Source organism: Pseudoalteromonas sp. TP27 (assembly GCF_056470645.1).
Genome location: NZ_JARDAK010000001.1, coordinates 133,892 through 158,528, shown reverse-complemented (window position 1 = coordinate 158,528; position 24,637 = coordinate 133,892). Strand labels below are relative to the sequence as shown.

Below are 24,637 nucleotides of genomic sequence, written 5' to 3'. Positions count from 1 at the left end.
GGAGGGCAGTATAGCGTAAATTATGTGCTTAAATTGCATGTTGAGAATAATTCAATGCTGAGATTTGCAGCCAGCTATAGTAATGTAATTTCTTATAAAAGAGGCTAAGTTAAGGTTTTTTAACGCCGTATAAAAATTCTTCGCCGCAGTCCATATACAAATCAAATTTGGTCATTACTTTTGTAAACATCGGGGCGTGCAAAAATTCGTTTAACCACGCGCGTATGTGTGCGTATTCGCTTTGTAAGTACCAGTGTTTATCTACGCGGGCAAACTGCCTAATAAAAGGAAGTAGGGCATAATCGGCTAGGCTTTTTTCATCGCCCATTAGGTATTTATGTGTGGCTAGTTTTGTTTCAAATTGCTTAATAAACTCTTCGCAGACTTTTTGATAGTAAATTTGTGCCATGTCTTTTGTGCGGGCATAAAATTTGTATTTTTCGAGGACTGGTTTAAATTGCGTGTCGTTTAGCTTAATTAACTCAAGCATACACTCAAGTGCTAATGGGTCCTGAGTATGCAGTAAATTATGCGGATCGTTTTGTTTAAGCGCCCAGAGCATAATGTCTAGGCTTTCATCTATTACGTGACCATTAGGTAATAACAAAACTGGCACCGTGCCTTTTGGCGATATGTGCAAAAGATGCGGTGGTTTGTTTTTAGTTTTAATAGCGCGTAGTAGCACGTGTTGCTCTGCCATTAAAATACCCATTCGTGCACGCATTGCGTATGGACAGTGTTGTAATGAATATAATAATGGCAATGTCATGTTATTACTTACCTTAACTGTTTAAGCCTTCAACATATTGCTGACGTGTTTTTACTTTTACCATGTGATTTAATTGATCAGCTGCTTGTGTTTGTCCGCTAATTAAATCTTGGAAATGGGCGAGTAACACGGCTTTATCTAGTTTTTCTTTATCGCCTGAGCCAATGTCAGTTAAATCAATCATGAACTCGTCAAACTTATCGGCGTAATCGGTCACAATATCCATATTTAAAAATTGCTCATGATTATAAATGCTTGGGTAGCCACCTTTTTGTTTATCAATGGCAAAGCTAATGCCTTTAACATTGGTAACGGTTGTTTCTTTTTTACAGCTCAGCATACAGCTTGCATCAATACGTGGTTTTTTACAGCCAACGGTTTGCTGGAAAAAACACTGGCGGCTGGTCATCATTAGTATTGGATGATAAATGCTGTACATCATTTTAAAGTTGTTAGGGCGTTTAATACTGCGCATTTGCTGCTTGTTTATTTCGTTTGAAATAAACGCGCCTTTAGCATTTAAATCCTCTTGTAGCGTTAATAACGCATAAGAGTTTGTAGTATTTAGTAAAGGACCTGCAATCCAGTCAATGCCCATTTGCACTGCTTTGTATGCCACGCCGGTGTTATTACTAATAATAAGTTTAGGTTTTGCCACTTCTAGTAAACGCACGGCTTCGTCAAAGTCTTTACCAATTAACACGGCTGGAAACCACGGAATTAACTGTGGGTGCTCTAAAAATACATTTATGTATTTATCGTTATCGGTTCTAAAGCTTTCAGGCAATTTAAAGTAAACGTCACCGTTTGTTAAATTACATAAGTGAGCGTCTTTTATGTCCGATATTAAAACAGAGAGCGTCGTTTTATTTTCGGCTTTTTCGTGATTCACTAGTTTAGGTAGTTCAACAGGGGCTATAACGTCTTTGCCTTCGTTTAATAAAAATGCTACCTGCTTTTTAATACGCGCTAGCTCTTTAAACGGAATGCTTAAGTTGTCGCCGAGGTTTGAGTAATCCATATTTTTAATTTCAAAATTGGCATTACTAAACGTTTTAAAGCGCTTATCAATGGCAGCAATATCAACAACTGATTTATCAGCGGTATGCATAACCATTTGCGATTGTACTTCAAAGCGCTGAGATTGCTCAGTGTTCAAATTCGCGCTTTCATTTATTAACGAACTATCGTTTTTATCATTAATAACCAGCGTTACAGTGAATGGCTGGTTTAACTGTCCTGAAAATTCAAAACGAAGCTCACGCTTTGAAATATCTAAAAACTCAATTTTCTTTTTAACTAATGAATCAATTTCACTTTTTTGAGTGGAGAGCTCTTGTTGCGCATCGTAAATTTGTACAACCGAAATAGCGTTACTTTTTTCGTTTGCGTGATCAAAGCTATGGTCGCGCGGATTGTCGGTAAACATGTTTTTGGTCATGTCGCCGGTTAAAAACTTATTAGTAAAGTTACGGTTAAATACTTTATACAAGCTAGAATCGTCTTCAATTAAGTTACCGGTTTGTACAAAGGTATCTATTTGCTTGCGCCAGCTATCAATAACTGTGTGTACGTAGTTAGCGCCTTTAATGCGGCCTTCTACCTTTAATGAGTCAACGCCTGCAGCTACTAGCTCTGGTAGGTCGAAATAAGCTGAGTTATCTTTTAAGTTTAACGGATGCTTGTTACCCATAGCCGTTGGCTCGTATTCGTCACGACAGGCTTGCGAGCAACGACCACGGTTGCCCGAGTTGCCCACACTTACCGAGCTTGAATAACATTGCCCCGAAAACGCGATACATAAAGCACCATGTACAAACACTTCGGTTAAAACATCGCATTTATGCGCTACGTCGGTCAATATTTTAATTTCAGTTAAGTTAAGCTCGCGTGATAAATTTACGCGTGTAGCGCCAATGCGCGCTAAAAATTCAACTTGTGATTCGTTATGTGTAGTTAACTGAGTTGATGCGTGAATATGCAAAGTAGGAAAGTGTTTTTTAACAATATTGAACAACCCTAAATCTTGCACAATAATGCCATCAAGCGTGGTATTTACTAGCTGGTTTAATAGCTTAAATAGCGCGCCCATTTCGTGCTCTAATATAACTACATTTAGCGTTAAAAATATTTCACAGCCGTATTCATGCGCTAAGCGCAGTGCGCCGTTAAGCTCATCAAACGAAAGATTAGACGCTCGGTTACGTGCATTAAAGGTATCTAACCCACAATAAACCGCATTAGCACCGGCTACAATGGCGGCTTTTACCGCGTTTACATCACCGCCTGGGGCTAATAGTTCAATCTTTCTACTCATTACAACTTCACTTTGCTCATATTTAATTGTCGCGAATTTTATCTGTTTAGGCGCGTTAATGCTATTTATTGAGGGATATAATAAAGACTAATACCAATTCGCTTAATTAAGTGATCTATTTTGAGGATGGAAAAACGTGTTGATAGCTAGGCAAAAAATTCGCTATTTAGTTGTTCTATATGAGAATTTTTTAACACAGGTAGCGACACGTTTAGCCCCGCAAAATGATTAAGTATTATTGCGGCTTGGTATAGAATAAAAGACTGTATAAAATTGTAATTAAGCTGACTGATTTATTACGTAAACATGTAATAAAATGATAGTTTATAAGCAAGCTAGACTTTCAACTTTACTTAGGCGATACCCATCAGCAATCAAAATATTAAACAGTTAAATACAGATTTAAACGCTCAAGAAGCTGTAATTACCAACACTCACCTAAAAATAGCCACATTTAACCTGTTTAACTACCTTGAGCCGCCTAACGCGTATTATGAGTTTGAGAAAATTTATACCGCTGCGCAGTGGGCTAAAAAGCAGCGATGGATTGTTGATTACTTAATAGAGCATACCCCTGACGTGATTGGTTTTCAGGAAGTGTTTAGTATTGATTCGCTAAAAGAGTTAATGGGTGAGCAAGGTTATGATTACTTTGCAGTAGTTGATGAGCCTGAGATAATTGATGACTTTATTTATAAACGCCCCGTAGTGGCAATAGCCACTAAATACCCGATAGTTGAAGTGGCGTCGGTTGAGCACGATAGCGAGCTTGCAAGTGCGCTTGGCCTTAATAGTGAATTTACCTTTAGTCGTAAAGTACTAAGAGCAACCATAACGCTTCCGCATATAGGCAATACCGATTGTTATGTGGTGCATTTTAAATCTAAGCGCCCAATGATTAATGTTGATGAGCACAATAAAGAGCTAACAGCCGAGCAAAATATAATTGAGATTTTAAAAGCGAATGTAGCGGGCGGGTGGGGCTCAACTATTCAACGTGGCAGTGAAGCTACATTGCTAATGATACAAATGATTGCTCGGCGTGAAGCGACGCATCAACCCATGATTTTAATGGGCGACTTTAATAATGAACTTGCGGATGGCGTATTAAGTCATTTGCTCACTAATACATTACGCTTTGCACCTGCATTTGACGCTAAAACCTACCTCGCTAAATATTGTTTAAATGATTCATGGGATTTGTTTGTAAAGTCGCAGCTAAGTCATGATGATGTTTTTAGCGATGAAGCAATAACAAACGATGAACAAAGTGATTGTGATAGCAATAATAGTGAGGTTATTGATTTAGCGGATAAAAGCCAAGTAAAAAATACAAAAATAACAAAGCCAGCACCGTTCAGAGCGCCTACACATTACTATGGTGCTAGCAGCTCTGTACTTGATTACATTTTATTGTCGTGTGAGTTTGACGCCAGTTACGATGATAGCTTTTTTGAAGTTAGTGAATACAGTACGTACGATAGGCACTTAATAAATCCGGAGTATGAGCGTGATGATTTAACTACCGACCATGGTGTTGTGTTAGTTACGCTTAAATTGAGATCATGAACGGTCTTTTATGAATGAATTAACACTAAACCTTGTTTATGGTTGATTACTCTGCAGCAGAACTCACGTGCTAGTGCACGTTCTGAAAAAGCCATATCAATAGTTGAACCAGCATTAAAAGAGCAGCCTTTTTATTAAAGGGCTTAAATACGGTGCCCCTATATTTATTCGGATATTTAAAGAACCTGATACTCTTTTTGGCTTAATCTTATATTTTTGGAGACTAAAAAATAAGCCGTTTTTGGTAGGGCGTACCTTATTTGTAATCTTTATTATTGCGTTGAATGTTTTTTGATCTAAATCATATTTATAAACGCCAGTAATGATAGATTATTAATAGGGGTACTGACATTTAAAATTCATTAAAACCATCTACTATCGTGAAGTAACAAAGTAGAGTCACTCCTATACTACAATTAACTAGTGCATTGATAGTTAACACCTAAGATAGTGCAGTATTAGCCTAATCTTATTAGGGTCTGTTGATCTTTGCGGATTAAAATTTGTTCAAACTAGGGACTATTTAATCGCGGCGCGAGATTTGTAACCTAGTGGGCTAAGTAAAAACCGAGCAACAAGGAGTAAATAGCCCCTAGGAAGAACCCTTTGGGCAGCGCCTGTTTGGCATTAATGCTACGTTATCGCCCATTTATGGGGAATAACCACACTGTATAGGCTCTGCCTTGCCTAAATACCAAACAGACTGCTGCAAATTTAACCTTGAAAGAACAACAGACCCTAAATACGCCAATACTAACTATATTTACCCACTTTTATATACATGGAGTTTTACCGCATGACGATTAAATCGACACTCAAATCTATCAGTACAATCGCTGCTGTGATTATATTGGGTGGGGGTGGTTGGTATGTTTGGCAAACTCAGCAATCTGCACTGCTATCTGAGCAATTGCCAGAGAGCGTAGCCTATGGAAATGGTCGTATTGAAGCGACGGAGTACGATATTGCAACAAAATTGCCGGGTCGCTTAATTGAGGTTTTAGCACAAGAAGGCGATATGGTTGAAGCCGGTCAAACCTTGGCGGTTATTGATACTGAAGATTTAAATGCACAATTACGTGAGGCTAATGCAGGGTTACGTGTTGCTACTGAGTCACGCAAATATGCTTTGGCAATTGTAGAACAACATAAAAGTGAACTTACTTTTGCAGAAACCGAGTTACGTCGCTCAGTAACACTGCTTAAACAGGGGCATATTTCAAAAGAAGTGGTTGATCAACAACGCACAAGCGCTGCAACAGCGCAAGCAGCTTTAAAAGCGGCAAATGTAAAAGTGGTGCAGTCGGATGCAGAAATAGATGCGGCACAAGCGCGTATTGAACGATTACAAAGCAATATTGCCGATAGCACACTTAAAGCGCCTATTAGTGGCCGAATATTATATAGATTAGCAGAGCCTGGTGAAGTGCTTGGCAGCGGTGGTAAGGTTTTTTCTTTGCTTGATTTAACCGATGTGTATATGAGTATTTATTTGCCAACAGCGCAAGCTGGCAAAGTAACAATAGGCTCTGAGGCACGCATTGTAATAGATGCAATAGCACAATATACGTTACCCGCCAAAGTTACTTTTGTATCAGCGCAAGCACAATTTACGCCTAAGTCAGTAGAAACGCGTAGCGAGCGTGACAAACTGATGTTTAGAGTAAAAGTGAAGCTAGACTCAAAGTTATTAAACGATCATATTGAACAAGTTAAAACAGGTGTGCCCGGGCTTGCTTATGTTTTATTAGCACCAGAGCAAAATTGGCCTATGCAGTTACAGGTTAGAGTGCCTGAATAATGGCTGATGCAAACAATAGCGAAAAGCAGAGTAATAAAACTAAAAAATCTTTTAGTGTAGTAAAGCTGACTCAGGTTACGCATTGCTATGGCAATAATTTAGCGTTGGATAATATTAACCTAGAGTTACCTGCAGGCAGTATGGTAGGTTTTATAGGCCCCGATGGCGTAGGTAAGTCGAGTTTGCTCGCGCTTATTGCGGGAGCACGTGCCGTTCAAAAGGGTGACATTGAAGTGTTAGGGGGCGATATGCGTAGTAGCCGTTTTCGTACCTCAACTTCGCCACGTATTGCTTATATGCCACAAGGATTAGGCAAAAACTTATATCCCACCTTGTCTGTTTTTGAAAATATTGATTTTTTTGGCCGTCTTTTTGGACAAGAAAAAAAAGAGCGCCAGCATCGAATTAAAAACTTATTAAAAAGCACTGGACTCGCTGAGTTTGCCGATCGCCCTGCAGAAAAACTCTCAGGCGGGATGAAACAAAAACTCGGTTTGTGCTGTGCGTTAATTCATGACCCTGAGTTATTAATTTTGGATGAGCCAACAACGGGGGTCGATCCGCTTTCTCGTCGTCAATTTTGGCAATTGATTAACCATATACGCGCTCAGCACACTGATATGAGTGTACTCGTTGCTACCGCTTACATGGAAGAGGCAGATGATTTTGATTGGCTAATAGCCATGGACGATGGCAAAGTTATAGGTACTGGTAGCCCAGAAGACATTAAAGCACAAACAGGGAAGAAATCCCTTGATGAAGCATTTATATCATTATTACCTGAAGAAAAACGTCATGATCATCAAGTGCTTGTAGTTCCTCCTCGCCAGAAAAACCTAAATACAACAGAAGCCGCTATTCAGGCTACAGCGCTTAGTAAAATATATGGCGATTTTACGGCGGTTAATAATGTTAGCTTGCGTATTGAACAAGGCGAAATTTTTGGCTTTTTGGGGTCAAATGGTTGTGGCAAAACCACAACCATGAAAATGCTAACAGGCCTGCAACCGGCAAGCAGTGGCGAAGCTAAGTTATTTGGTCAAGTTGTTGATGCTAACAATATAGAAACCCGTAAACGCGTTGGTTTTATGTCGCAAGCATTTTCACTTTATAATGAGTTAACTGTTGAGCAAAATATGGTGTTGCATGCGCGCTTATTTCATTTGCCTGCAGAGCAAATAGCGCCGCGTGTTAATGAATTAATTATACGGTTTAACCTTAAAAAATACCGTGATGATTTTCCTGTCGATTTACCATTAGGTATTCGCCAGCGTTTATCACTTGCAGTTGCGGTAGTGCATAGCCCTGAAATGCTAATACTTGACGAACCTACCTCAGGCGTAGACCCTGTTGCACGTGATGACTTTTGGGAATTACTTATTGAGTTATCGCGGGATCAGGGCGTTACTATTTTTATTTCGACCCACTTTATGGATGAAGCCGCACGCTGCGATAGAATATCGTTAATGCACGCAGGAAAAATACTCGCCAGCGATACACCCGCTGCACTTTGTAAAGCGCGTAGTGCTGATACTCTCGAAGATGCCTTTATTACTTACTTAGAAGAAGCGGTACTTGAATCTGCTGCTTCAAGTTTGCCAATTTCAGCAGTTGACGAGTCTGATACATTATCAGATGAGTTACTTACAACATCGACCACTCATAAAAAGAAAGGGAATGCCGCTTTTAGTTTATTACGATTATTTGGTTACGCACATCGCGAAACGCTAGAGCTATGGCGTGATCCTATCCGTTTAACCTTTGCGTTGTTGGGCTCAATTATTTTAATGTTTATTTTGGGTTACGGTATTACCTTTGATGTTGAAGATTTGAGCTTTGCGGTGATGGATCAAGATCAAACCCCTGAGAGTCGAGATTACATTCAAAATATTGCAGGATCGCGTTACTTCATACAAAAAGCCGATATTAAAAGCCCTTCAGAGCTAGATAAACGAATGCGCAGCGGCGAGTTAAGTGTGGCAGTTGAAATTCCGCCTAATTTTGGTCAGCAATTGAAACGCGAGCGAAACCCAGAAATTGTAGTTTGGATTGATGGTTCAATGCCTTTTAGGGCGGAAACTATATCGGGTTATATGACGAGCTCGTATTACACTTACCTCACTGATTTATCATTGCGTACTTATGGGGTAATACCCAATTTGGTACCTGCGAATATTGAATCACGCTATCGTTATAATCAAGACTTTAAAAGCATTGAGGCTATGGTGCCTGCTGTTATTCCACTTTTATTAGTGTTTATCCCTGCGATATTAATGGCGCTGGGTGTTGTACGTGAAAAAGAATTAGGTTCAATTACAAATTTATATGTTACACCGGTTACGCGACTCGAATTTATTATTGGTAAGCAACTGCCTTACATTTTAGTTAGTATGGTGAGTTTTTTTGGTTTAGTTGCCCTTGCTGTCACTGTGTTTGGCGTTCCGCTAAAAGGAAGTTTATGGGCGTTGAGCGTGGCTGCATTATTGTATGTAACAGCAACAACGGGGGTAGGGCTGTTGATTTCGGCTTTTACTAAGACACAAATATCGGCATTAGCAGCATCAACTGTGGTTGTATTGATGATTGCAGTTAACTTTTGCGGGTTGATTGACCCTGTTTCATCGCTAGAGGGCTTTCCTGCAATAATCGGAAAACTGTTTCCAACTACCTACTTTTTAGAAGCATGTCGTGGTGTATTTAATAAAGCACTTAACTTTTCTGATTTATCGGCGCAGCTTTTACCTTTACTTGCTTTTATACCGGTACTGACTCTAGCCAGTGTATTTTTACTTCCAAAGCAGGATAAATAGCCATGCAACATCGCGGGAATATTCTTAATCTAGGTATTAAAGAACTGCGTAGCTTATGGCGCGATAAAGTGCTGCTATTATTTGTATTTTTTGCCTTTACAGGATTAATTTATGTAGTCTCTTCGGCAACATCTATCGAATTAAATAATGCACCTATTGCGGTTGTTGACGACGATCAATCACAATTATCTAAGCGTATAATTAATGCATTTTACGATCCTTACTTTAAAACGCCTGACGTTATTGCATTAAGTGAAGTGGATCCTTCACTTGATAACGGAAGCTATACCTTCGTGCTAAATATTCCGCCACACTTTGAGCGTGATGTACTTGCGGGTAAGCAACCCACATTACAAGTGAATATAGACGCCACTCGTATGTCGCAATCATTTATTGGTGATAATTATATTCAAACAATTATCAGTGCTGAAATAAATGAATTTGTGAAAGGTTATCGAGCGGTATACACGCTACCTATTAAGCAATCGGCGCACATAATGTTTAATCCAAATATGACCAGTGTGTGGTTTGGTAGTGTAATGGAATTAATGAATGTTATTACCATGATTTCGATTATTTTAACGGGAGCCGCAGTAATACGTGAGCGTGAACACGGTACGCTAGAGCATTTATTAGTAATGCCATTAACGCCGTTTGAAATTGTAATGGCTAAAATTTGGGCCAATGGTTTGGTCATTTTATTACTGACCACTTTTTCACTCTTTATTGTGATTGAAGGTTTTTTACAAGTACCGATTCATGGATCAGCAGCGCTATTTTTGCTGGGTGCGGCAATTCATTTATTTGCTACAACATCATTGGGTATATTATTAGGCACTCAAGCACGGACTATGCCGCAATTAGGCTTATTGATGATCCTTATATTATTGCCATTACAAATGTTGTCAGGCGGCGTCACACCGCGTGAAAGTATGCCTGATATAGTACAAAATATTATGCTATTTGCACCTACTACTCATTTTGTGAAATTTGCTCAAGCTATTTTGTACAGAGGAGCAGGCTGGGATGTAGTTTGGCCTTACTTTTTGGCTTTATTTGCAATTGGCAGTGTATTTTTTATATTTGCATTAACACGCTTTCGTAACTCAGTAGCGCAAGGTTAGTGATTATACCAATTTTATTAAAACATAATCATTCTAGCGTATTAAATAACTCGCCAACTGCGTTGAATTTACTTGCAATAGACCCGCTATTGACGCGTAAATTCGCCTTGTTTCCACTGAAAATCTCTGGCTAGAGAAAATAAATTTAAATATCACCATGATTCAATGCATTAGTAAATCTCTTAACCAGAGTTTAGGTTAATTTAATGCGATTGGTATTAATACCAAACTGCATAAATCTTTGATCAATTTAACGAATTAAATTGCACTATAGCGTCGTTAAAAATTTTTTATTTAGAACAACTAGGGTCTGTTGATCTTTTAAGGTTGAATTTGCAGCAGTCTGTTTGGTATTTAGGCAAGGCAGAGCCTATGTAGTGTGGTTATTCCCCATAAATGGGCGATAACGTAGCATTAATGCCAAACAGGCGCTGCCCAAAGGGGGCTATTTACTCTTTGTTGCCTGCATGGATGTAGGTAAGGGGCGTGAGCAGGACGCGGAAGCTTTGCTCGGTTTTTACTTATTCTTACAGGGATGTAAGCCAGTAGGGTAACGCAGGAGCAGTTACCGAGCCCACTAGGTTACAAACCTCGCGCCGCGATTAAATAGGCCCCATATATAAGCAGATTGGTATAAATTAATGTTTAGCGATGTGGGCGGTGTATCGGATAAATGAATGTGTAAGGCATAAAAAAGCCACTAATTTATACAATTAGTGGCTTTTTTAGTTAGCGCTGAAAATAGCGGTTTAAGATAAATTTAATATCCAGAATTAAGTTAGTTTTGTCTAGGGTTAATTACTAAAGGTGACAATGTGATGGTTGCATTGCTACTAGCCCCTTTATATTCTTGATAGTCTTTGTTCTCAAAAAGAGTATAAAAAACGTCAACATAGTCATCATTATTGGTAAACCACTCGTCTGGCATTGCTTTTAGTAGCTCATTTGTCAGTTTAGGGATGATGGCAAAACCCTGTGCTTGCAAGTCAGGAATGTTGGACATAACTTGCTCTGTAATTTCTAATAACTTTGATGCTAACGTTTTATAATTAGTGTTGTCATCTTGTTCCATTAAAAGCATATCAACTGCTTGCCAACGGTAACGTTGCCAATGAATTACAACTTGATTAGGGCTGTAGGTCGTTTCGTCATGATCGAGATAAGGTAGATCTACTATATCTAATATCGGCTCATCTCTAGATGGATCAATACCTGTAACAATGGCATACACCTCAGCTTTGCCTGAGATCCACGGCTCTTTATCATCAGCTAAGTGTATCTTCTTCAATACACTGGTTTGCATTGGCTTTTCGTTATTTAATTGGTTTATTTGCCCAAATGCGCCATCATTTAACTTCTCAGGAGATAGAATGCTGCGCATAACAGCAATACCTGCACTTTGTACTTTTTGCTGATCTAATTCCACAACAAATACAGGTTGTTCTGGCAGTTCATCAACCGCTAAGTAATGAATCTGACCAAATTGGTCAAACGCTTCAATTTCGGTCCACAGTTTATCGTCACCTTGTGGTGCAAACGCGAATAAAGGGCTTTGGCCTTGTTGCCAATCAGCGAGCATAGTATCGCTTGCTAAACGAACTTGTAATAAACTGCCCGTGTTCTGTGGTAACCCTTTTAGTTGCTGTAAGGCACTGTTTGCTTCACCAATATTCTGCTGCTTTTGCATACCCAAAGACGAAAGCTGGTCGGCATTTAGCGTAAGATTATACTGATTTAGCGTTTGCTTAAGATCCGAATTTAGTAAGTTGTAGTTAAGTGCTACATCTTTGGCAAAATTACGCTTAATTGTTGTCACGTCTTTGTATTTTGCTAACTTAGATAAGTCTTCAATTTCATTTATATTAAGCTGCGCTGAAAAAGCCGGTGCTGATACAAGGTTTAATAAAGCCAAAGCAGCTAAATGCTTTGTTATTTTATTTTTCATAATTAGTTCTTCCGCTCTGTTGTCAGTACCTATTATAAGACACCGATTAGAGTAAATGTTCAAGTGAATTTTTTCAAAATAAGTAATTAGTATTGGTATTGGTTTTTTTTCTTTCAATAGCCAAAAAGTATTGGTAATTATGATTCGAGTAATAAAGATAGTACTTGAAATTTATTCAATAGTTCGTAGTAGCAGAGTCTAAAGTACTAAGTAAACTTTATAAAAATAGGGTATGTATTACATATGCTTCATAATACAATGGCTTTATTTCCTTTAATATCAGCAAGTTATTTTTGGTATGAAATATGCTGGGCTATACTAATACACTAAAACAAGGGATTTAATAATGACTGAAGTTGCACTTTCGGCCTATTTGGCATTTTACCTTTACTTAATCATGTTACTTGTACAATGGGCGGTAGCTACATTTAGCAAAGCAAAAGAGCCTAATGCAGTACCAGGTAAAATAAGCGATGATTTATCGCACGACAGTTTTATATTTAGAGCGCATCGTACGTTTCATAATACGCTTGAAAACAGCGCGTTATTTATAGGTACTGTTTTATTTGCCTTTGTAATTAATTTACAGAGCCCTATTTTTGCAATGTGTGTTTGGGTTTACTTAATCGCGCGCTTAATTCACATGGTGCTGTACTACGCGATTGCTACTGAGAAAAACCCAAGTCCGCGCTCATACTTCTTTTTAATAGGTGTGCTTGCTAATGTGGTTATGCTGGTGTTGATAGGGCTAAGATTAATAGCTTAATTTATAAAATGTATTTATAAACTATAAACAAAAAAGCGAAGAGCCTAGTGGCATCTTCGCTTTTTTTTAAAGAGTTAAAGAGTTTAAAGAGCAGCGCGATGTAAAATCACGCCTGTAGTAGGGTAATATTAATGGCTAATCCATTCCTATAAATCCACCCGTTTGGTGAGTCCATAGGGCTGCATAAATACCCCCCTTAGCTATTAATTCTTCGTGAGTGCCTTGCTCCACTACGCCGCCGTCATCAAGTACAATTAATCTGTCCATTTGTGCAATGGTTGATAACCTATGCGCGATGGCAATTACTGTTTTGCCTGTCATTAAGTCATCAAGGCTTGCTTGAATTGCCGCTTCTACCTCTGAGTCGAGTGCGCTGGTGGCTTCGTCGAGTATAAGTATGGGTGCATTTTTAAGTAGCACACGTGCAATAGCAATACGTTGGCGCTGACCGCCCGAAAGAGTAACGCCGCGTTCGCCTACTTGTGCATCAAAGCCTTTGTTGCCTTTGCTATCTACCAAGTCGTTTATAAACTCAAGTGCCTTAGCTTGTTTGGTCGCGTTGATCATCTCAGCTTGCGTTGCATCGGGGCGACCGTACAAAATGTTGTCTTTTACTGAGCGGTGAAGCAGGGAGGTATCTTGCGTTACCATGGCTATATATCGGCGTAGGCTTTCTTGGCTTACGTCTGTGATGTTTTGACCATCAATTTTTATTGTTCCAGAGTCGGTATCGTAAAAACGCAGTAACAAGTTAACAAGTGTTGATTTACCTGCGCCAGAGCGACCGACTAAACCAATTTTTTCGCCAGGTTTAATATTTAAGTTTAAACCGTTCATTACAGGGCTTCGACTAGTTTCGTTTACTGCTTTGCCATAGTTAAAGTGTACGTTGTTAAACTCAATAGCACCTTGGCTTACGTTAAGCGTATCGGCGTTTGGTTTATCGGCAACTTCAATAGGATTTGACAGTGTTTTCATGCCATCGGCTACGGTGCCGATGTTTTCAAACAAGCTGCTTATTTCCCACATGATCCACTGCGCCATGCCGTTTAATCTAAGGGCTAAGCTAACGGCTACCGCAATAGCGCCTGCGCTAATTGCGCTAAGTGACCATAAATAAAGTGATACAGCAGCAACAGAGAACACTAATAGGTAATTTAGGGTTTGAATAACAAAGTTTAAACTGGTTACTAAGCGCATTTGCTTGTACACAGGCTGCAAAAATACATCCATGCTTTGTTTTGCGTATTGCTCTTCACGTTGGGTATACGAAAACAGCTTAATTGTAGAAATATTTGTGTAACTATCAACAATGCGGCCAGTCATTTCTGAGCGAGCATCGGCTTGTGAGCTGGCAATTCTTTTAAGGCGCGGTACAAAATAAAGTTGCACGCAAATGTATAAAGCTAACCAAACGAGTAATGGGATCATTAAGCGCCAATCGGCCTCAGCCACTAAAAACACCATAGAGCCAAAGTAAACCACGATATACATTAATACATCGAGTAACTTGGTCACTGTTTCGCGAACAGCTAACGAGGTTTGTAATACCTTGGTGGCGATTCTTCCTGCAAATTCATTTTGATAAAAACTAACACTTTGGCGCAGTAAATAACGATGCGCTAGCCAGCGAATCGACATTGGGTAATTACCCAGTAGGGCTTGGTGTAAAATAGCGGAGTGAAAAAATACAACCACGGGCAGTACAACTAACAGCATGACAGCCATTTTGATAAGTTCTGACTTTTGCTCTACAAACAAGGTTTGAGGTGTGTAGGCTGTTAACCAATCAACAAGCTGTCCCATGTAGCTAAATAAAGAAACTTCTAAAATAGCGAGCAAGGCGGCACTAATTGACATAAGCAACAGTGACAGTTCCATTCCTTTGGTGTAGTGGCGACAAAAAGCAAACAAAGTCGAAGGCGGCTGAGTAGGTTGGTCCTCAGGAAATGCTTTTGTCATTTTTTCAAATAATCGATACATTTTAAAAACTTAAATGGCAAATAATGGCGGCTATCATACCAGTTAAGTATTTTAAAATGCAGTCTTGTAAATACTTAATATTAATACTTGAGACGTTAATTAATGTGAGCAAGCTTTTACATAGGACAGCGATTTTAGCATTCGTACTTGAGTTGCGAGAAGATATTAAATTTAGTATTAGATTAAAATTAGGCGCAGATTAGGCGCAGATTAGGAGCTGATTAGGAGCTGATTAGGAGCTGATTAGGAGCTGTAGTAATTTGGTTTCTGAAACTTAATCATAAGAATGTGAAGAGATATTCCTTTACAAGCCTATGTGCCCCAATAGATTATGTTTACTGGGGAGTTACCAAGCATAAAAAAAACACCTCAGAGATGAAATCAAGTAGGTTCTAGTTTGAAAGTATCAAGTCGTTTTTATGGAGAGATTGTATGTATAAAGGCTCATGTTTATGTGGTGAGGTTACGTTAGAACTAACGGGTGCTATTACGAGTATTATTCATTGTCATTGTTCACTATGCAGAAAAAACAGCGGGACTGCATTTGCAACCAATGGGTTTGTAAATACAGGTGACTTTACAATAACTAAAGGGCAAGAACGACTCAGTGAATTTAGTTTTAAACCAGGGCGTACACGCTATTTTTGCAAATGTTGCGGCTCGCCTGTTTACAGTAGCAACAGCGATGACAAAAGCAGAATACGAATTCGTTTAGGAATATTCGATAGCGATATTGCTGAGAAGGTTTTATCGCATAATTTTGTTACGTCTAAAGCTAATTGGGAGCAGCTAGAAACAAGCTTACCGTGCTTTGAAAAACATGAACCTGGACGGTAACGCATTTTATTCAATGTGGTAAATGCTATTAATACTTTTATAAAGGTTTGGTGCAAAATTTATAAACACAGGTGAGTTTTGTATTTCATCAACGTTTATGTGCATTAATGTTTGCTGGCTTAGCATGATCACTATATTTATGTATTCGTTAAACTCTATTATCGCTAAGCACTTAAAATGTTTCCTTAAAAGTACTAAAAGCATTTGCAGCTCTTGGCCAGTTTGTGGGTTTAAATTAATGATTACTTGTATATTTTGCTCGCTACAGCGATTTATATTTTGCCAAAAGCTATCGGTGGTTAAAAAAGGCTGGTGATATTCACGACTAAAAATATCGATAGTGATTACGTTAAAGTGATCAGAGCATTGTGTAATATATTGCTCGGCGCATTGTAAGTAGGTGCTGTGCTTAATTGGTAACTTAAAGTGCTTGGCAGCAATTAAGGCAATGCTTGGGTTTATTTCCACTGTGTTAAATGTATTGATGGTGTTTATGTAAGACGTACTACCTTGCAAGTGATACATAATTCGCTCAAACCCTGCTGTACCTAAGCCTAAATTTAATATTTTTAGTGTATCTACCGGTTTAAGTAAAAATAGCATCATGCACTGGTTCACAGGCACGATTACTTGCTCAGGGTGTTTAAGGTTCATAACGCCTTGAATGCCTATGTCTTCATTGATTTTTTGTGCAAACGTTAACCAACGGTATTCTTTATTTTGATACACGCATACTGGGCCGTATGCACTTTGCTGCGACTCAATAAGGTTACTTTTAACTGTATCTTCTTTTAGCTGACGCATAACTTGAACTATTAATATATACACAATGGCAGTGTGCCACGAAAAACACATTCTTTAGTAGATTATTGTGTAACAAGGTTTGTAATTTAATCTTTAAATATAATATTGTATTAACAAGTTAAACATTATTCAAGATTCAAGATTCAAGGATTGAAAATGAGAACATTTATTTGCGCTGTTCATTTTGTGTGTGCTCAGTGGATGAAAACATTAGATTCAAGAAATAAAAATACGGCCATCAATGCTGCAGCATTGTTAGCCATGATATCTACTGTATATAGTCTTCTTTTAGCGATGACGTTTGACATTCGCCACTTAGATAAAATAATCAGTACTTTTAAGCAAAATCCTTTACTTATTGGCGCTTTATTTTACGCAGTCGTAATTGGAATTGTGTTTTTAATTTTGGGTGATTTTAGCGGTTATAGAAGTAGAGTTAGATCACGTATAAATAAGGGGAGCTTTAAAAAATATATTTTAGGAATAAAACTTTGGATGTTTGGTTTAATCCCTATGACCGGCATTATGTTAATTGTGAGACTCAATTAATTCTCTAACAATTGCTTTAACTGCGCTTTAGCCTGCTCCTTTCTGCATCTGCCTCAAATGTATTGCCATAAAATCTTAGTTAAGTAATGGTTACACTATAATAATTAGGAGCTAATAGATGCTTAACACACCTTTTAAAATATCAACAAGATTACTTAAATTTAGCGTACTTGCTAGTGCATGTACCATTGCTATGTCAGCACATGGTGAAACGCAATTACAGTATACCGACCAACAAAAGTTACACGATATAGCGAGTGAAGTGTCGGCTGAACGTATTGGCAGTGACATTCAAACGCTGGTGGATTTTGGTACTCGTCATACGCTTTCAGAGACTAAATCGGATACTCGAGGCATTGGCGCGGCAAGGCGTTGGATAAAAAAAGAATTTGAAACAATATCAGCCCAATGTGGAGGCTGCCTGGAAATTATTGAAGTAAAAGAGACTATATCGGGCGAAAAACGCATTCCGAATCCTGTTGAAGTGGTGAATATAGTCGCTATTCAACGCGGATCAAGTGAGCCTAATCGTATGGTGATGATGTCGGGTGACATAGATTCACGTGTAAGTGATGTTATGGATTTTACCAGCGATTCGCCTGGAGCAAACGATAACGCGTCGGGTGTTGCTGGTGTAATTGAAGCTGCACGAGTACTGAGTAAGTATAAATTTAATGGATCAGTGGTGTATGCGGCGCTTTCGGGCGAAGAGCAAGGGTTGTTTGGCGGAAAAATACTCACCGAGTATGCGCAAAAACACAAATGGCAAGTTCATGGTGTTTTAAATAACGATATGATTGGTAATATTACCGGAATTAATGGCGTAACCGATAACACCACTGCACGTATATTCTCTGAAGGTACCCGTGTTGTAGAAACAAAAGAACAAGCTAATACTCGTCGCTTTACCGGTGGTGAAGTTGATTCGGCGAGCCGCAATTTAGCACGTTATATTGATACCGTTGCCGACAGATACATTCCTAATTTAGATACGATGCTTGTATATCGATTAGATAGATTTGGCCGTGGTGGGCATCATCGTCCATTTAACGATGCAGGTTTTGCAGCGGTGCGTATTATGGAAACTAACGAGCACTACGATCGTCAGCATCAAGATTTACGCACTGAGAATGGTGTTGAGTATGGCGATACTATTGAAGGTGTTGATTTTGATTATACGGCTAAGCTAACTTCACTTAATGTGGTAACAATGGCCTCTATGGCGTGGGCTCCCGCACCGCCAAAAGAAGTTAAAATAAAGGGAGCTGTTACAGCTGATACTTCGTTTTCATGGCAAGAGGACAGTGATGAAAATATTGCTGGCTATAAAATTTATTGGCGTTACACGAGCGAGCCGCAATGGCAGTTTAGTAAATACGTTGGTAGGGTTTCACAGTACACACTTAAAAACGTAGTGATTGATAATTATTACTTTGGTGTAGCCTCTGTTAGTAAAGACGGTATTGAGTCGCCAGTAGTTTTTCCGGGTGATGTAGGTTCGTTTGATCACAATATAAAATAAATGGTTTGTCTAAAAATACAGCAAACAGAGAGCTTTAAGGTGCAAACGGCCGTTTTATACTTGCACCTTATTTACTAAGCCCTTAGAGTGTTAAAAAAGAAGTAAAAGGTTATTAAAAATGGAACAACAAGAAAAAAAGCCGTTAACAGCAAAAGAGCAAGTTATAACTGATGAGCAAAGAATGCAGTGGCAACGAGAATGTTTTCAAGTAGCTCAAAAGCATTTAGCTGAAAAGGGCATTATGCCAAAATCAGTAGTTGATAAAGACAGCCGGTTTTTAGCACCACTTTGTGCTATCTGGAAATTTAAAGCACAGAACGGTAAAACATATTGGGTAGTAACAGGGCGATTACCTACAGATCATGCTGAGGTAAGTGCAGCTACAGATGCTCGTGATGCCATGCGCTATTTTTCTTTGCAGTGGCAATTAAAAGCTGATCAAATTATGAGTACAGGCGCACGTGATAAAACACAGGTAGACTTTGCTAACTTACTTATAAATAGAGCACATGGCTTGTACGAAATGTATGAAAACGATCCGCTGTGGGCAAATGAACCAAAGTAACTACAGTTTGGTTAAGTAAAAAAGTAGAGGGTGATAGCTTATTTATTGCCCTTTTCTTTATCTAATGGACAAGTGTGAAGGGAGTTGTATTAAACGCCGAAACAGGGCATTGCATACGTTGCCTAGGAATTCCCGCCTCCATAAATACATTTCCTTGTTGAATAAAGCCATTTCGCTTAAAACGCTCTACCTCATTTAAAATACAATTAATGCTAACCTCTTCAATACCTTGGTTTGACGCTAATTCTACAATAAAGTTGAGAAGCGATTTATATACTTTGCGATTACGGTGCTCAGGTAATACAGCTATTCTGCCGATTAAGCCATCTGTACATAATCTACCTGTTGCAATAGGGCAGTTTGCATCGTCTGTAACAAGTACATGTAATGCAATTTTATCTAGGCTATCAAATTCGATATGCTTTGGAATATGTAACTCGTAAACAAAAACTCGCTCTCGAATTTTTTGTAGCATATCTTTTTTTATATCCCATTCAACCTTATCAACCAGATAGCCCATTGCAAACTCCTATTGATACCAAATTAGAATAAGTAAGCAATCACAGCAAAATTATTTAAGCCAATATCAGATGAAAATTAAAAATTTTAACTGACCTGTACACACAATATTTTACGCTGCAAAATGCTCATCATTATTAATAAAATTGGTATTATTACTCTTGGTCAATATTAAACCAGATCCCCTCATTAACAAGTGTAGTAAAGGTTTGAGTAAAAACTAGGCTTGGGTTTGTTAAACTCAGCGCTGAACTTTCAAATTCAGTATCGTCGGTAAGTAGTTTTACCGCCGCTAAGTCAGTTAATGGCATAGCGTAATTTTCACCGTTTACACTTAATAATACTTTTGTATCGAGCTGCTGGTAAATAGCACGCGTACCACCCAAACGTTCAAACACAGCTTCTTCATTGTTTAAGTCATCAGCTATTTTCTCTGATGTAAATGGAGGCTCTACGGGTGCTAAGTCCATCTCATGTTTAGGCTGACTAAGCGTTGATCCCAACCATTGTTTAAATAATTCGTCGTTTTCTAAAAGGGCAGCCATCAATGTTTTAACTTTTTCCACTTCAAGATTAGTAAGCTCACCTTTAGATTTTCTGAGCGTTATGTTGTGATCGTTATAACGCTTTTGTCCGCTTTCGGTATCAATAATATGATCGGCAAAACTCGACAATAAATCTTGTTGATTTGGGGCTCTAAAACCAACTGAATAATTTAGTGCGTTTTCTACAGCGTAACCTTCGTGAGGGCACCCTGGTGGAATATACAAAATATCGCCAGGTTCTAAAATGCAATCTATTACGGCTTCAAATGCTTCTACTTGCAGTAACTTTTTGTTTTGAGCAAACTGTTTAAGTGTTGGATCGGGTAGGCCTACACGCCAATGACGCTTACCTTCGCCTTGAATAATAAATACGTCGTACTGATCTAAATGCGGGCCAACACCACCGCCAGGCGTTGAATAGCTGATCATTAAATCATCTATGCGCCAGTTTGGAATAAACCTAAATGGCTCTAGTAGTTGTGCAGCATCTGGATGCCAGTGATCAACCGCTTGTACGAGTAGAGTAGAGTGCTCGTCTGTTAATTGCTCAAAGTCTTCAAATGGACCTTGGTATGTTTGCCAATCATTTTTATGATTGGTGATAATACGTGACTCTATGCTTTCTTCCATTGCTAGGCCGGCAAGCTCATTAGCATCAAGCGGGTCCTGAAAGTCAGCAAAACCTTGTTTGATTAAAAGCGGTTTTTTTTGCCAAAAATGGTTTAAAAACTCTTGCTCAGACAAATTATTTATTTTTAATTGATACATACATTATGCCTACTAGTTAGTGCAATGGGGTTAAAACAAAAAAAGCGAAAGGATTATCCTTTCGCTTTTTAAAAGAGCAATTTAGTTTTTAAACTAAATCATCAATAAACTCAACAGCGCGACCAATATAGTTAGCAGGTGTTAGTTTTTTCATTTCTACTTTAGCATCTTCAGGAAGGTCAAGACCATCAATGAAGTCAGCCATTATTTCTTTATTTACACGTTTACCGCGAGTTAAATCTTTAAGTTTTTCGTACGGCTTTTCGATGCCATATTTACGCATAACAGTTTGGATTGGCTCTGCTAGCAGTTCCCAGTTTTGATCAAGCTCATCAGCTAAGCGCTGCTCGTTAACTTCAAGCTTGCTTACACCTTTAAGTGTTGATTGGTATGCAATAAGTGCATAACCCATACCTACACCTAAGTTACGTAATACCGTTGAATCGGTAAGGTCACGCTGCCAGCGAGATACTGGTAATTTTTGTGCAAGGTGAGCAAAAATAGCATTTGCTAAGCCTAAGTTACCTTCTGAGTTTTCAAAATCAATTGGGTTAACTTTATGCGGCATGGTAGATGAGCCAATTTCTCCAGCAATTGTTTTTTGCTTAAAGTGATTAAGGGCGATGTAACCCCACATGTCACGGTCAAAATCGAGCAATATAGTGTTAAAACGAGCAATTGCATCAAACAATTCTGCAATATAGTCATGCGGTTCAATTTGTGTCGTAAATGGGTTTAGTGTTAAACCTAAGCTTGATACAAATTTATCTGCATGTGTATGCCAGTCGTAATCTGGGTATGCGCTAAGGTGGGCGTTATAGTTACCAACAGCACCATTAACTTTACCTAGCATTTCCACTTGTGCAATTTGGTCGCGTTGGCGTTTTAAACGCATATATACGTTAGCAAACTCTTTACCCATAGTTGATGGTGTAGCAGGTTGCCCGTGCGTACGTGTCATCATTGGGATTGTTTTGTATTCAATTGCTTTAGCTTTAATTGCGCTTAAAAGTTCATCGCAATAAGGAAGTAAAACGTTGTTACGCGCTTCGCTTAGCATTAAACCATGAGATAGATTGTTAATATCTTCTGAAGTACAAGCAAAGTGAATAAATTCGTTGATTGCATGAAGCTCACTGTTATCGGCTACTTTTTCTTTTAGTAGGTATTCAACCGCTTTAACATCGTGATTTGTGGTGCGTTCTATGTCTTTAACGCGTTGTGCATCAGCTTCACTGAAGTTATCTACAATGGCGTTTAGAAGTGCATTAGCACCTTCGCTAAATGCAGGTACTTCTTTAATATCACTTGCTGCAGCTAACGCTTGCAACCAACGCACTTCAACAATTACGCGGTATTTGATTAAGCCAAATTCGCTGAAAATACTGCGTAGTTCAGTGGTTTTGCTGCCGTAGCGACCATCCACTGGAGAGATAGCCGTTAACGCTGAAAGCTCCATAATAACTCCTAAATTTTAGTTTGAACGATAGTTAAATTTTTGTTTTAGCAATGGCGAGTATTTTTCTTTTTGCAAAGAAAAAGTGACGGCGTTTACCGCCCATTTGTCGCCATAATACTGCACTTCTAATGCCGGCTAATAATAACGCACGGATTTTATTTTGAGTGAGCTGCTGTTTTAATAACTCGGGTTTGCCATAAACCTGTATTCGGTGCCCAAGGGGGCTCAGCACCGACGAGTATATATCTGCTAAACCGGCGACAACGCTCTCGTCGGTAATAGCAAAATGATCTAAACGACGATGAATATCATCAATTCGTTTACCTAATTCGTTTAAGCTTTTGTCGTTTGCACTCAGTGCTCGCTCAAGCTGCATCAAACCACCTACGTACTTTACAATTTCAACATCTTTTTGAGCGCCAGCAGTAAGCTGCGCCATTAATGTTTTGTAGCCGTCACGTAAGTTGTCAGTGCCTTGATAAACATCTTCTGGCGATGCAGGCGATGTTTGAATAATACTTGAAAGTAAGATTTCTAAATCATGTTCATTATTACTGCCATATTGCGCAATTTTTTGAACTTGTTTAGCTACTTGGCACATGGCGGCAAGCGCCATGACTTGGTGTTCATTCATTACTTAATCACCGAATCAATAATACCACCGCCTAAACACACATCTTCTGCATAAAATACAGCTGATTGACCAGGTGTTACTGCTTTTTGCGGCTCGTCAAATAATACGCGTGCCATGCCGTCTTCACCAACCAATAGGGTACAGCTTAAATCCTCTTGGCGGTAACGTGTTTTAACTGTGCAGCGAGTTGTACCTTTAGGACCAATTCGGTCTACCCAATGCAGTTGATTAGCGTTAAGGCCATTACTGTATAGGCGAGGGTGATCTTTACCTTGACCTACAATAAGCACATTTCGATCAAGGTCTTTATCAACCACGTACCACGGCTCACCAGAACCTTCTTTCATACCACCAATTAACAAGCCTTTGCGTTGTCCAAGTGTGTGGTACATTAAGCCTTCGTGCTCGCCTACGTTATTACCGTCTGTGTCTTCGATAACGCCAGGTTGTGCTGGTAAGAACTTTTGTAAAAAGTCTTTAAATTTACGCTCTCCAATAAAGCAGATGCCTGTGCTGTCTTTTTTATCGTGAGTGATTAGGTCTTGCTCTTCTGCAATGCGGCGTACTTCTGGTTTTTCGATATCGCCTACCGGGAATAACGTTTGGCCAATATGTTCATGGCTTAGGGTATATAAGAAGTAGCTTTGATCTTTATTATTATCAAGTCCGCGACACATGACGTATTTGTCATCGCGAAGCTCGCGGCGAACATAGTGACCCGTTGCAATAAAGTCAGCACCGAGTGCTTGAGCTGCAAATTCTAAAAAGGCTTTAAATTTAATTTCTTTATTGCACATTATGTCTGGATTAGGTGTACGACCTGCTTTGTACTCTGCTAAAAAGTACTCAAATACGTTGTCCCAGTATTCAGCTGCAAAGTTAACAGTGTGAAGTTCAATGCCTAATTTATCACACACGGCTTGCGCATCTTTTAAATCATCAGCGGCAGCACAGTATTCATCATTGTCGTCTTCTTCCCAGTTCTTCATAAACAGGCCTTCTACTTGGTAGCCTTGTTGTTGTAATAAATATGCAGATACAGAAGAATCAACACCGCCGGACATGCCAACAATGACTTTAATGTGACTATTTTCGCTCATGAATAATTTCGCTCATACAGATTGCTGTTAACTTGGAAAGGCCGCGATTATAGCATGTATTTTGTTTGTGCTTAAAGAGAGTAAAGGGGCAAAGAGGGGAATTAGTCACTATTTTATTTATATAACAAATAGAAAAAGAAACTTAGAAAGTATAAAAGCAATCCTTTTGTTTCAATTATGTTTTTATATTGCTAACTATGTTATTAGGCTGAGTGTGTTTTGTTATGTTTTTTCAGTTATTTAGTATTATT

The 24,637-nt window shown here is 38.8% G+C and carries 19 protein-coding genes; 9 read left to right on the top strand and 10 right to left on the bottom strand.

Going from position 1 to position 24,637, the window contains the following annotated elements:
- Positions 1–109 precede the first annotated feature (109 nt).
- Together PX700_RS00690 and PX700_RS00685 are read right to left on the bottom strand one after the other, a co-directional pair.
- Entirely contained in the window at positions 110–769 is a 660-nt protein-coding gene (locus PX700_RS00690; RefSeq protein WP_479519552.1) for a glutathione S-transferase, read from the bottom strand.
- A 13-nt stretch (positions 770–782) separates the two neighbouring features.
- Positions 783–3,086 (bottom strand): peptidase U32 family protein, encoded by a 2,304-nt coding sequence (locus PX700_RS00685; protein WP_479519551.1) that lies wholly within the window; start codon positions 3,084–3,086, stop codon positions 783–785.
- Positions 3,087–3,545: 459 nt separating this feature from the next.
- On the opposite strand from PX700_RS00685, the gene PX700_RS00680 reads away from it, so the two are divergent.
- From PX700_RS00680 to PX700_RS00665, 4 genes are all read left to right on the top strand, one after another.
- Positions 3,546–4,655 carry an endonuclease/exonuclease/phosphatase family protein gene (locus PX700_RS00680; RefSeq protein WP_479519733.1) on the top strand — a complete coding sequence of 370 codons (1,110 nt, stop codon included), beginning with the start codon at positions 3,546–3,548 and terminating at the stop codon, positions 4,653–4,655.
- A 796-nt stretch (positions 4,656–5,451) separates the two neighbouring features.
- A complete protein-coding gene (locus PX700_RS00675; protein WP_479519550.1) occupies positions 5,452–6,456 on the top strand; it encodes an HlyD family secretion protein in 1,005 nt (334 codons plus the stop codon).
- Entirely contained in the window at positions 6,456–9,266 is a 2,811-nt protein-coding gene (rbbA, locus tag PX700_RS00670) for a ribosome-associated ATPase/putative transporter RbbA (RefSeq protein ID WP_479519549.1), read from the top strand. Before PX700_RS00675 ends, rbbA begins: the two co-directional genes overlap by 1 nt.
- Positions 9,267–9,268: 2 nt before the next feature.
- Entirely contained in the window at positions 9,269–10,390 is a 1,122-nt protein-coding gene (locus tag PX700_RS00665) for an ABC transporter permease (RefSeq protein WP_415636217.1), read from the top strand.
- 778 nt (positions 10,391–11,168) lie between these two features.
- Here the strand turns inward: PX700_RS00665 and PX700_RS00660 are convergent.
- Positions 11,169–12,335 carry a DUF3103 family protein gene (locus PX700_RS00660; RefSeq protein WP_415636216.1) on the bottom strand — a complete coding sequence of 389 codons (1,167 nt, stop codon included), beginning with the start codon at positions 12,333–12,335 and terminating at the stop codon, positions 11,169–11,171.
- A gap of 346 nt (positions 12,336–12,681) precedes the next feature.
- On the opposite strand from PX700_RS00660, the gene PX700_RS00655 reads away from it, so the two are divergent.
- On the top strand, positions 12,682–13,101 hold the full coding sequence (locus tag PX700_RS00655; protein ID WP_165740970.1) for an MAPEG family protein: 420 nt from the start codon (positions 12,682–12,684) through the stop codon (positions 13,099–13,101).
- Between the two features lie 135 nt (positions 13,102–13,236).
- Here PX700_RS00655 and PX700_RS00650 read toward each other — a convergent pair whose 3' ends face one another.
- Positions 13,237–15,084, bottom strand: a complete 1,848-nt coding sequence (locus tag PX700_RS00650; protein WP_479519548.1) for an ABC transporter ATP-binding protein — start codon at positions 15,082–15,084, stop codon at positions 13,237–13,239.
- 432 nt (positions 15,085–15,516) lie between these two features.
- On the opposite strand from PX700_RS00650, the gene PX700_RS00645 reads away from it, so the two are divergent.
- On the top strand, positions 15,517–15,921 hold the full coding sequence (locus tag PX700_RS00645; RefSeq protein WP_415636214.1) for a GFA family protein: 405 nt from the start codon (positions 15,517–15,519) through the stop codon (positions 15,919–15,921).
- A gap of 6 nt (positions 15,922–15,927) precedes the next feature.
- Here PX700_RS00645 and PX700_RS00640 read toward each other — a convergent pair whose 3' ends face one another.
- Entirely contained in the window at positions 15,928–16,725 is a 798-nt protein-coding gene (locus tag PX700_RS00640) for a class I SAM-dependent methyltransferase (RefSeq protein WP_479519547.1), read from the bottom strand.
- A gap of 156 nt (positions 16,726–16,881) precedes the next feature.
- Between PX700_RS00640 and PX700_RS00635 the strand changes: the two genes are divergently transcribed.
- The 3 genes from PX700_RS00635 to PX700_RS00625 all read left to right on the top strand — a co-directional run bounded on the left by PX700_RS00635 (position 16,882) and on the right by PX700_RS00625 (position 19,361).
- Positions 16,882–17,274, top strand: a complete 393-nt coding sequence (locus tag PX700_RS00635) for a hypothetical protein (RefSeq protein WP_479519546.1) — start codon at positions 16,882–16,884, stop codon at positions 17,272–17,274.
- A 118-nt stretch (positions 17,275–17,392) separates the two neighbouring features.
- A complete protein-coding gene (locus PX700_RS00630; RefSeq protein ID WP_479519545.1) occupies positions 17,393–18,796 on the top strand; it encodes a M28 family peptidase in 1,404 nt (467 codons plus the stop codon).
- A 118-nt stretch (positions 18,797–18,914) separates the two neighbouring features.
- Positions 18,915–19,361 carry a DUF4826 family protein gene (locus PX700_RS00625; RefSeq protein ID WP_479519544.1) on the top strand — a complete coding sequence of 149 codons (447 nt, stop codon included), beginning with the start codon at positions 18,915–18,917 and terminating at the stop codon, positions 19,359–19,361.
- A gap of 61 nt (positions 19,362–19,422) precedes the next feature.
- Here the strand turns inward: PX700_RS00625 and PX700_RS00620 are convergent, their stop codons facing one another.
- The 5 genes from PX700_RS00620 to mnmA all read right to left on the bottom strand — a co-directional run bounded on the left by PX700_RS00620 (position 19,423) and on the right by mnmA (position 24,386).
- On the bottom strand, positions 19,423–19,881 hold the full coding sequence (locus tag PX700_RS00620; RefSeq protein ID WP_169060878.1) for a GNAT family N-acetyltransferase: 459 nt from the start codon (positions 19,879–19,881) through the stop codon (positions 19,423–19,425).
- A gap of 154 nt (positions 19,882–20,035) precedes the next feature.
- On the bottom strand, positions 20,036–21,193 hold the full coding sequence (locus PX700_RS00615; protein WP_479519543.1) for a ribosomal protein uL16 3-hydroxylase: 1,158 nt from the start codon (positions 21,191–21,193) through the stop codon (positions 20,036–20,038).
- Positions 21,194–21,281: 88 nt separating this feature from the next.
- A complete protein-coding gene (purB, locus tag PX700_RS00610) occupies positions 21,282–22,652 on the bottom strand; it encodes an adenylosuccinate lyase (RefSeq protein ID WP_415636208.1) in 1,371 nt (456 codons plus the stop codon).
- Between the two features lie 31 nt (positions 22,653–22,683).
- Complete coding sequence (hflD, locus tag PX700_RS00605) at positions 22,684–23,286, bottom strand: high frequency lysogenization protein HflD (protein ID WP_415636207.1); 603 nt, start codon at positions 23,284–23,286, stop codon at positions 22,684–22,686.
- Positions 23,286–24,386, bottom strand: a complete 1,101-nt coding sequence (gene mnmA, locus PX700_RS00600; protein ID WP_479519542.1) for a tRNA 2-thiouridine(34) synthase MnmA — start codon at positions 24,384–24,386, stop codon at positions 23,286–23,288. The genes hflD and mnmA overlap by 1 nt, the downstream gene beginning before the upstream one ends.
- Positions 24,387–24,637: the final 251 nt, after the last annotated feature.

Excerpts from the sequence above, each read along its gene's own strand:
- PX700_RS00650 (WP_479519548.1), bottom strand. The coding sequence starts at position 15,084 with ATGTATCGATTATTTGAAAAAATGACAAAAGCATTTCCTGAGGACCAA.
- hflD (WP_415636207.1), bottom strand. The coding sequence starts at position 23,286 with ATGAATGAACACCAAGTCATGGCGCTTGCCGCCATGTGCCAAGTAGCT.
- purB (WP_415636208.1), bottom strand. The coding sequence starts at position 22,652 with ATGGAGCTTTCAGCGTTAACGGCTATCTCTCCAGTGGATGGTCGCTAC.
- PX700_RS00655 (WP_165740970.1), top strand. The coding sequence starts at position 12,682 with ATGACTGAAGTTGCACTTTCGGCCTATTTGGCATTTTACCTTTACTTA.
- PX700_RS00690 (WP_479519552.1), bottom strand. The coding sequence starts at position 769 with ATGACATTGCCATTATTATATTCATTACAACACTGTCCATACGCAATG.
- PX700_RS00660 (WP_415636216.1), bottom strand. The coding sequence starts at position 12,335 with ATGAAAAATAAAATAACAAAGCATTTAGCTGCTTTGGCTTTATTAAAC.
- PX700_RS00630 (WP_479519545.1), top strand. The coding sequence starts at position 17,393 with ATGCTTAACACACCTTTTAAAATATCAACAAGATTACTTAAATTTAGC.
- PX700_RS00665 (WP_415636217.1), top strand. The coding sequence starts at position 9,269 with ATGCAACATCGCGGGAATATTCTTAATCTAGGTATTAAAGAACTGCGT.
- PX700_RS00685 (WP_479519551.1), bottom strand. The coding sequence starts at position 3,086 with ATGAGTAGAAAGATTGAACTATTAGCCCCAGGCGGTGATGTAAACGCG.
- rbbA (WP_479519549.1), top strand. The coding sequence starts at position 6,456 with ATGGCTGATGCAAACAATAGCGAAAAGCAGAGTAATAAAACTAAAAAA.
- PX700_RS00645 (WP_415636214.1), top strand. The coding sequence starts at position 15,517 with ATGTATAAAGGCTCATGTTTATGTGGTGAGGTTACGTTAGAACTAACG.
- mnmA (WP_479519542.1), bottom strand. The coding sequence starts at position 24,386 with ATGAGCGAAAATAGTCACATTAAAGTCATTGTTGGCATGTCCGGCGGT.
- PX700_RS00675 (WP_479519550.1), top strand. The coding sequence starts at position 5,452 with ATGACGATTAAATCGACACTCAAATCTATCAGTACAATCGCTGCTGTG.
- PX700_RS00640 (WP_479519547.1), bottom strand. The coding sequence starts at position 16,725 with ATGCGTCAGCTAAAAGAAGATACAGTTAAAAGTAACCTTATTGAGTCG.
- PX700_RS00625 (WP_479519544.1), top strand. The coding sequence starts at position 18,915 with ATGGAACAACAAGAAAAAAAGCCGTTAACAGCAAAAGAGCAAGTTATA.
- PX700_RS00615 (WP_479519543.1), bottom strand. The coding sequence starts at position 21,193 with ATGTATCAATTAAAAATAAATAATTTGTCTGAGCAAGAGTTTTTAAAC.
- PX700_RS00620 (WP_169060878.1), bottom strand. The coding sequence starts at position 19,881 with ATGGGCTATCTGGTTGATAAGGTTGAATGGGATATAAAAAAAGATATG.
- PX700_RS00635 (WP_479519546.1), top strand. The coding sequence starts at position 16,882 with ATGAGAACATTTATTTGCGCTGTTCATTTTGTGTGTGCTCAGTGGATG.